Origin of the sequence: Glaciibacter sp. 2TAF33, from assembly GCF_052114945.1 — a bacterium.
Lineage (GTDB): Bacteria > Actinomycetota > Actinomycetes > Actinomycetales > Microbacteriaceae > Cryobacterium.
Genome location: NZ_JBFRFS010000015.1, coordinates 79,479 through 88,268 on the forward strand (window position 1 = coordinate 79,479; position 8,790 = coordinate 88,268).

At 68.1% G+C, this 8,790-nt stretch carries 6 protein-coding genes and 1 pseudogene; 6 read left to right on the forward strand and 1 reads right to left on the reverse strand.

Annotated features, from left to right (window positions below; genetic code table 11):
• Window positions 1-14 precede the first annotated feature (14 nt).
• Window positions 15-995, forward strand: coding sequence for a 2,3,4,5-tetrahydropyridine-2,6-dicarboxylate N-succinyltransferase (gene dapD, locus AB4Y94_RS15635; RefSeq protein ID WP_441728881.1), 981 nt, complete (start codon window positions 15-17; stop codon window positions 993-995).
• Between the two features lie 111 nt (window positions 996-1,106).
• Complete coding sequence (locus AB4Y94_RS15640; RefSeq protein ID WP_441728882.1) at window positions 1,107-3,848, forward strand: penicillin acylase family protein; 2,742 nt, start codon at window positions 1,107-1,109, stop codon at window positions 3,846-3,848.
• A gap of 81 nt (window positions 3,849-3,929) precedes the next feature.
• Here the strand turns inward: AB4Y94_RS15640 and AB4Y94_RS15645 are convergent, their stop codons facing one another.
• Complete coding sequence (locus AB4Y94_RS15645) at window positions 3,930-5,240, reverse strand: citrate synthase (protein ID WP_441728883.1); 1,311 nt, start codon at window positions 5,238-5,240, stop codon at window positions 3,930-3,932.
• Window positions 5,241-5,433: 193 nt separating this feature from the next.
• On the opposite strand from AB4Y94_RS15645, the gene AB4Y94_RS15650 reads away from it, so the two are divergent.
• The 4 genes and pseudogenes from AB4Y94_RS15650 to AB4Y94_RS15665 all read left to right on the forward strand — a co-directional run.
• On the forward strand, window positions 5,434-5,910 hold the full coding sequence (locus AB4Y94_RS15650; RefSeq protein WP_441728884.1) for a hypothetical protein: 477 nt from the start codon (window positions 5,434-5,436) through the stop codon (window positions 5,908-5,910).
• 59 nt (window positions 5,911-5,969) lie between these two features.
• On the forward strand, window positions 5,970-7,169 hold the full coding sequence (locus AB4Y94_RS15655) for a glycosyltransferase (RefSeq protein ID WP_441728885.1): 1,200 nt from the start codon (window positions 5,970-5,972) through the stop codon (window positions 7,167-7,169).
• The gene (locus AB4Y94_RS15660; protein WP_441728886.1) at window positions 7,166-7,930 is read left to right on the forward strand and encodes a PIG-L family deacetylase; all 765 of its coding nucleotides are present in this window, start codon (window positions 7,166-7,168) and stop codon (window positions 7,928-7,930) included. The genes AB4Y94_RS15655 and AB4Y94_RS15660 overlap by 4 nt, the downstream gene beginning before the upstream one ends.
• A gap of 222 nt (window positions 7,931-8,152) precedes the next feature.
• A pseudogene (locus AB4Y94_RS15665) lies at window positions 8,153-8,790 on the forward strand (hypothetical protein); the annotation flags it as partial.

An 8,790-nucleotide genomic window follows, 5' to 3' on the forward strand; every position in this document is an offset into this window, starting at 1 on the left:
ACTAATCTAGAGGCATGGCCACCCTGTCTTCCCCCGTTTCCGCGCTGCCCACCGACGCCTGGGGATACGGGCTCGCCACGGTCGCGGGCGACGGCACCGTGCTCGACACCTGGTTCCCGCGGCCCCGGCTCGGCAGCATGCCGGAGGGACGCGACCACTGGGTGGTGCCGGCTGAGCTGGAGGAGCTCGCCGGGGAGGATGCCCGGCGCAACGTACGCCTCGACGCGGTGACCATTGAGATCGAGCTGTCGGCGCCTCCGGCTTCGACAGCGGATGCCTACCTGCGGCTGCACCTGCTCTCCCACCTCTTGGTGCTGCCGAACAGCATCAACCTCGACGGGATCTTCGCGCACCTGCCCGCGGTGGTGTGGACGAACGCCGGCCCGGTGCACCCGAGCGACTTCGACCGGCTGCGGCCGCTGTTGCAACGTGCCGGCATCTTCGCGACCGGGATCGACAAGTTCCCGCCGCTGTTGAACTACGTCACGCCGGACCGGGTGCGCATCGCGGATGCCGCCCGGGTGCGCCTCGGCGCCCACCTCTCCCCCGGCACCACCGTCATGCACGAGGGCTTCGTCAACTTCAACGCCGGCACCCTCGGTGCCTCGATGGTCGAGGGCCGCATCTCCCAGGGTGTCGTCGTCGGCAACGGCTCGGACATCGGCGGCGGCGCGTCGATCATGGGCACTCTCTCCGGCGGCGGAACGCAACGGATCTCGATCGGCGAGCGCGCGTTGCTCGGCGCGAACTCCGGCATCGGCATCTCGATCGGCGATGACACCATCGTCGAGGCCGGCCTCTACGTGACCGCCGGCACCAAGGTCGTGCTCGTCGGGAGCGCGCCCACTCCGGACGGCCAGCCCCGCACCGCCAAGGCCGTCGAACTGTCCGGGGTGCCGAACCTGCTGTTCCGCCGCAATTCGCTGTCCGGTGCGGTAGAGGTGGTGCCGCGCAGCGGATCGGGCGTCGTGCTGAACCAGCAGTTGCACGCCTGAGCACACCCGCGGCATCCGCTGTGACGACGGCGGCCGCTGCACTGCCAGCCTCACCGTCGCGACCCGTGAAGTTCAGTAGTCTCCTAACACGGACGTTCACGAGGGAGTGATGTGGGAACCGACCAACCGCGCACCAGGCGCCACCGCCGAATCAGGGCTGTACTGGTCACCCTCGGGGTCGTGCTCACGATCGCTGTGGTCGCGGCTGGGCTCGCAGTGTGGACGGTCACCCGCTCCTTCCCGACCCTCAGCGGCACGGAACACCTCGCCGGCCTCAGCGCCGACGTCACCGTCTACCGGGACAAGGCCGGCATACCGCAGATCGAGGCGAAGACGCCGATCGACCTGTTCATGGCCGAGGGATACGTGCATGCCCAGGACCGGTTCTGGGAGATGGATTTCCGCCGCCACGTCACCTCCGGCAGGTTGTCGGAGCTGTTCGGCGCCAGCCAGGTCGGCACCGACACCTTCATCCGCACGCTGGGCTGGCGCGCGGTCGCGGAGGAGGAGGTCAAGCTCCTCGACCCGGTCACGCTCAGCTATTACCAGGCATACGCCGACGGGGTCAACGCCTATCTGAAGGCCAACCAGGGCGCCGACATCTCGCTCGAATACGCTGTGCTCGGCCTGCAGCGTCCCGGCTACAAGCCAGATCGATGGACGCCCGCTGACTCGATCGCCTGGCTGAAGGCGATGGCCTGGGATCTCCGCTCGAACCTCGAAGACGAGATCGACCGGGCGCTGCTGGCGACCCGCCTCACGCCGGCCGAGATCGCCACGCTGCACCCGGAATACCCGTACGCGACGCACCCCACGATCCTCGGTGGGATGCCGGCGGCCGCGCCCGCGGAGGCCACGAACACGACGACGGATGCTCCCGCGACGGACTCCGCGGATGCCGGCGCGGCGTCCGCTGCGCCAGCAGCGTCTGCGTCTCCGGCTGCGTCAGCGTCTCCAGCTGCGCCAGCGGCGTCCGCGGCGTCCGCGGCGTCCGCGGCGTCCGCGGCGCCCGCGCTTCCCACCGGCGGCCCAGCGCAGACCGCCATGCTCGCCTCGCTGTCCTCCGTGCGTGCCGCACTGGCCTCGGTTCCTGAATTGCTGGGACCCGCCGGCGGCGAGATCGGATCGAACTCCTGGGTCGTCTCCGGCGCCCACACCGACACCGACAAGCCGATCCTCGCGAACGACCCGCACCTCGGCCCACTCCTCCCGTCGGTCTGGTACCAGGTGGGGCTCCGTTGCAGCACCGTGAGCGCCGCCTGCCCATTCGACCTGGCCGGCTATAGTTTCTCCGGGATGCCGGGAGTCATCATCGGGCACAACGCCCGGGTCGCCTGGGGATTCACGAACCTGGGCCCGGACGTCGCCGACCTGTTCCTGGAAAAAGTCACCGGCGACACCTACGAGTACGACGGCGTGCAGAAGCCGCTCACGGTGCGCAACGAGAAGATCACCGTCGCCGGCGGGGACCCGGTGAAGATCGAGATCCGCTCCACCGAGCACGGCCCTATCATCAGCGGGCTGGAGGGCACCGTCTTCCCCGGCATCGCCAGCGACTACCCCGCTGCCGCCGACCTACCGACCGAAACCGATGCCACCGACACCGCGGCAGCCGCCCCGATCGACTACGAACTCTCGCTCCAATGGACAGCCCTGACCCCCGGGCATACCGCAGCTGCCATCTTCGCCCTGGGCGCGGCCACCGACTGGGCAAGCTTCCGCCAGGCGGCGCAACTGTTCGAGGTGCCCTCGCAGAACCTGCTCTACGCCGACGTCGACGGCAACATCGGCTACCAAGCTCCGGGCCTGATCCCGATCCGCGCCTCCGGCGACGGCACCCTGCCGTCACCAGGGTGGACCAGCGCCTACGGCTGGACTGGATACATCCCATTCGAAGCGCTGCCGCAGATCTACAATCCACCCAGCGGCGTGATCGTGACCGCGAACAACGCGCCCGTCGGCGCCGACTATCCGTACCTGATCACCAAGGACTGGGACCTCGGGTATCGCGCTGATCAGATCATGACGCGCCTCCAATCCTTGATTGCCTCGAAGATACCCATCACCACTGACACGATGAGCACGATCCAGGCGGACAACTACAGCTCCATCGCCGCCGTCCTCGTGCCGGTCCTGCAGAAGATCACGGTCAGCGGAGACGCGAAGAAAGCGCAGGCGCTCTTCGACGGTTGGGACTATACGGTTGATGCAGACAGTGCGGCCTCGGCCTACTTCAACATCGTCTGGCGCAACCTCCTGGTCGACCTGTTCAGCGACAAGCTGCCGGAGGGCACCGCGTTCACCGGCGGCGACCGCTCGTTCGCCGTCGTCTCTGCGTTGCTCGAGCAGCCGGATGCGCGGTGGTGGACAAACGACAGGATGGGCAGCGTCGGGCGGGACAGCATGCTTGCGCGCGCGCTAGTCCAGGCCGCCAAGGAAGGCACCCGCTTGATGGGTTCGGACATGAAGGACTGGGAATGGGGTTCGATCCACAAACTTGAGCTGCGCAATGCGAGCTTCGGCGAATCGGGAGTGGCACCGATCGAGTGGCTGTTCAACCGTGGTCCGTATGAACTGGCCGGGGCGTCATCGGTTGTCAACGCCGTCGGCTGGGATGCCGCAGTGGGCTATGGAGTCAACTGGGTTCCGTCGATGCGACAGGTGATCAGCCTCGCTGATTTCGACGATTCGACCTGGGTGAACCTCACCGGGGCATCCGGCCACGCCTTCCACCCGAATTACGTCGACCAGACCCCGCTCTGGCAGCATCACAAGACCCGGCCGTGGCCGTTCAGCGAGGCAGCCGTCAAAAAAGCGTCGAAAGACACGCTCACGCTGACGCCGTCGTCGTAGCGGGCGACGCGGCATCCGTGTCGCCATGACACCGACGGATGCCGGTGGGCGGGTCAGCGCAGCTGCCCAGCAAGCTACGGGTCAGCGCTGCGGGAAGTCCCGCGCCGGCGAGCCGATGTAGAGCTGCTGCGGGCGGCCGATCTTGGTGGCCGGGTCCGTGTTCATCTCACGCCAGTGCGCCACCCAGCCGGGGAGCCGGCCGATGGCGAACAGCACGGTGAACATGCGGGTGGGGAAGCCCATCGCCTTGTAGATCACGCCGGTGTAAAAGTCCACGTTCGGGTAGAGCTTGCGCTCCTTGAAGTAGTCGTCGTTGAGGGCGAAGTGCTCGAGCTCCATGGCGATGTCGAGGAGGTCATCCTTCACGCCGAGGGCGGCGAGCACCTCTTCGGCGCTTTCCTTCACGAGTTTGGCCCGAGGATCGTAATTCTTGTAGACGCGGTGGCCGAAGCCCATCAGCTTGACGCCGTGCTCCTTGTTCTTGACCCGCTCGACGAACTTCTCGACGCCTTCGCCGGAGGCCTGGATGTCACCGAGCATCGAGAGCACCGCCTCGTTGGCGCCGCCGTGCAGCGGCCCGAACAGCGCGTTGATGCCGGCGGAAACGGAGGCGAACAGGTTGGCCTCCGTCGATCCGACCAGGCGCACGGTGGACGTGGAGGCGTTCTGCTCGTGGTCCTCGTGCAGCATGAGCAGTCGCTCGAGGGCCTTGCTCACGACCGGGTTCACTTCATACGGCTCGGCGAGGGTGCCGAAGTTCAGTTTGAGGAAGTTGTCGACGAAGCTCAGCGAGTTGTCGGGGTACAGGAACGCCTGGCCGATGCTCTTCTTGTGCGCGTATGCGGCCATGACCGGCAGCTTGGCCAGCAGGCGGATGGTGGAGATCTCCACCATTTCAGGGTCTTTCGGGCTCAGCGAGTCCTGGTAGTACGTCGAGAGCGCTGAAACACCGCTCGACAACACCGACATCGGGTGCGCATTCGTGGGGAGGGCGTCGAAGAAGCGGCGCAGATCCTCGTGCAGCAAGGTGTGGCGACGGATGCGGTTGTCGAACTCCTCGAGTTCGCTCGCGGTCGGCAGTTCCCCGTAAATGAGCAGCCATGCCGTCTCGAGGAAGCTCGAGTTCTTGGCGATCTGCTCGATCGGGTAGCCACGGTAGCGGAGGATTCCCTGCTCACCGTCGATGAAGGTGATGGCCGACCGGGTGGACGCCGTGTTGACGAAACCGGAGTCCAGGGTGGTCAACCCGGTCTGGCGGGTCAGCGTGGAGATGTCGATGCTGCACGCGCCGTCAGCGCTCGGAAGAATCGGGAACTCAGCGGTTCCGCCCGGATAAGTGAGCGTAGCCTTCTGCGGTTCGCTTGACGGTGTTCGCTGCGCGACGTCGCCCACGGAGTCTCCCTGATTGCTCTTGCCGGCCTCTAGACCAGCGGATGAGTGGCAAAGCGCCGCAGAACACTCATGGTGAATGGCAGCGTCAACCGGATACAGCCTAATCGGCTCCGCCGCCTACTGTCGCATTCACCAACGCTTCGGCGACTTCGTTGGACATTGCCCACAGAACCGCTGCCGCTAGGCTCGGCACATGAGGCGGGGGCGCGGGGCGGCAGCGGCAGCGGTAGCGGCAGCGATGCTGTTCCTCTCGACAACCCTTGCCGGGGCGCTGCCGCCGTCATCGGCGCGGCGAACGGTCGCCGGGTTCGCCCCGATGCCGTACCAGGTGCGGCCGGTGGACGCGAATGCGGCGGGCGAGCTGCTCCTGGTGACGGGCGACCCGGCAACCGCTGCGGAAACAGCTGCCACAGCAACGCCGTGGCACTTCGACGGCGGCTCCGGCCGGTTCCGCGACCTGGTCGGGCGCCGGGCGCCCTTGTCGAGCGCGCAGGACCCGGGAGGCCTGGTACTGACGGACGCCGCAGGAACTCCGCGCACGCCGCTCACGCCGCTGGGTTCCGCTCGGCTCGGCGTTTGGACCAGTGGTTCGCAGTTCGTGATTGTCGTCCCTGGAAGCGGGGACGAGTCAGCCCTGGCACGAATCACGGTGCCGGGCGGGCGGCATTAGCTTCTGCGCCGGGCTCACCCTGGGAGCCACGCCGGTGTGCTGCGCCTAAGCTTTTTGGCGTGTCCCTCCGAATCGCGCTGGTCAGCCTGCACACGTCTCCCGACGACGACCCGGGCACCGGGGATGTCGGCGGGATGAACGTCGCCGTCCGGGCCACCGCACTCGCCATGGCCGGCCTGGGCCACTCGGTGGAGATACTCACCCGACGGAGTGCGCCCGATACGCCGTCATACCGCGAACTCGCCCCGGGTGTTGTGCTCCGGTCTCTCACTGCGGGGCCCATCGAACGTCGCGTCAAGGGCGACCACGAGCAGTACATTGACGACTTCGGCAGGGCCATGCAGGCACTCGCGCCGTATGACATTGTCCACTCGCATCACTGGTTCTCCGGGATGGCCGCACTGCCGTTCGCACGGCGGGCCGGGGTTCCGCACGTGCAAAGCTTCCACAGCATTGCCGCCGCCGTCGCGACACCGCTATCGGAGGGAGAACGCCCGGAATCGCCAGGACGGATGCTCGGCGAGGCCCGGCTGGCGCGCGAGTCCGATGCGGCCCTCGCGGTCAGTGAATCCGAACGGGCGACCGTTGTCGCGCGGCTCGGCGCGAGCCCGTCTCGCGTGTTCGTCGTGCCGCCCGGCGTGGACACGGTGCTCTTCTCCCCCGCACCTGCGCGCCCGACCTCCCGGCCCGGATATCTGGTCGCCGCCGCCCGCCTCGAGCCGTTGAAGGGCCTTGACCTCGCGATCGAGGTCATCGCGGCCCTCCCGGCCGCCGATCGCCCCAAGCTCGTCATCGCCGGCGGCCCGACCACCGGATACGATCACTACCCGGCGGAACTGCATGCCCTGGCCGAGCGGCGCGGGGTCGCCGACCGGGTGCGCTTCGCCGGCCCGCAATCCAGGGAGGGTCTCGCCGCCCTGTTCCGCGGTGCACGAATGCTCCTGGTTCCGTCACACTCTGAGACGTTCGGCCTGGTGGCCCTGGAGGCGGCCGCGAGCGGTATTCCGGTCGTGGCCGCGGCATCCGGTGGCCTAACTGAAGCCGTCCAGAATGGCGTGACCGGCGTGCTCGTGGATTCCCGGAAAGTGAGCGGCTGGGCCGAGGCCGTAGGGAGCATCCTCGACGACGAGGCCCTCGCCGCCCGCCTCGGCACCGCCGGCCACGAGCGGGCACTTCAGTTCACCTGGGACCGAACGGCAACTCAGACCCTCGCCGTCTACGACTCCGTGCTGGCCGATTCCCCGGGAGCGCGCGGGTGACCCTCGTCAACGCCACCGATGGCGTTCTTGCCGGCGTCACTTCTGTGTTGTTCGCCCACGCCCATCCGGACGATGAGACCCTCACCTCCGGCGGGTTGATCGCCGAACTGGAGGACCACGGTATCCAGGTCACCCTCCTCACCGCCTCACGCGGCGAACGCGGCGAAGTCGTCCCCGGCTCGCTGCCGTATATCTCCGGAGCGGATGCCCTTGCTCACGAACGCGACCGGGAACTCGCCGGTGCGGTGTCCCGGCTGGGCATCACGGCGCACTACTGGCTCGGTGAGGCGCCGGCACGCGCGGCGGGGCTAGCGCCGCGGCGGTACCGGGACTCCGGGATGTCATGGATCGCGCCCGGACTGGCCGGACCTGCAGCGGATGCGACGGAGGACTCCCTCTGCGCTGCCGCGCTCGATGAGGTGGCGGGCGACGTTGCTGCACTGATCGCCGCCGAGAAGCCATCGTTGGTCATCAGTTACGACTCCGAAGGCGGGTACGGGCATCCTGACCACGTGCGCACGCGCGAGGCGGCGTTGGAGGCAGCCCTCGCAACTGGCACGCCGTTCGCGGAGCTGGTGCATGCACCCGACGCTGGCGTCGACTGGTTCGAGCTCGACCATCAACGCCACACGGTCGAGGCCGCCCTCCGGTGCCACGCCAGCCAGCTCACCGTTGATGGGACGGACGTCGTGCATTCCGGGGGCCAGCGGGAGCCGATCATCACGTCGGTTGGACTGCGCCGCGTTTCTCCATCGCGCTGATCGCTCTTCGGCGCACTGCCTCACGCTGCCTCGCACTGTATGGCACTGCCTCGCCCTGCCGCGCACAGCCGCGCACAGCCGCGCACTGCCGCGAACTGCCTCGCGCTGTCGCGGCGGAACGACTTATCCACAGGCGAAATACTTCCGAAAGTTATCCACCGGTGCTGGTCAGAGGCCATTTTCGAGCGTTGGAATGTCGGTGGTAGGTGAGACGCTGGGTGCATGGAAAACACACCAGTCCCACCCGGCCGGCATCGACCGGCTCCGCCCCCGCCCGACATCGCGACCGGCACGCAGCCGGGCGTCCCCGCCGACACCGGGCCTTGGCCCAACGCTCATGCCGACCCCATTACAGACACCCGGCCCGACGCTCCTGCCTTCCCCATTTCAGGCACCCGGCCTGACACCACGACCGGCAGCCGGCCCGGCGCTCCTGTCGACCCCATTTCAGGCACCCGGACCGACACCACCGCCCCGCCCGACGCCGTCCCGCGCGTCGCCGGCGTTTCGGGTGCTGTCGGGTTGTCGCCGGGGGCGGTGTTCCTGGATGAGCAGTGCCGGCTGCTGGACGCGGTGTTCGACGCGGACCGGGTGGTGGCTGCCGCGTTCGCGGCGCGGGCGGTCGCGATCGACGCGGTCCGGGCCCACAGCGAACGTGACCGCGGGGTGTCGGTGTTGAGTCCGGTGATCGCCCGCCGGTCGCTGGTCGCGGAACTCGGGTGCGGGCTGCGGCTCCCGGCGCCGTCCGCGGAGAACCTGCTCGAGGAGTCCCGGGCCCTGGTGCATACCCTCCCCGACACCCTCGCCGCCCTGGCGGCGGGGGACGCCGGGTACCGGCACGCGCAGATCCTGGTCGCTGA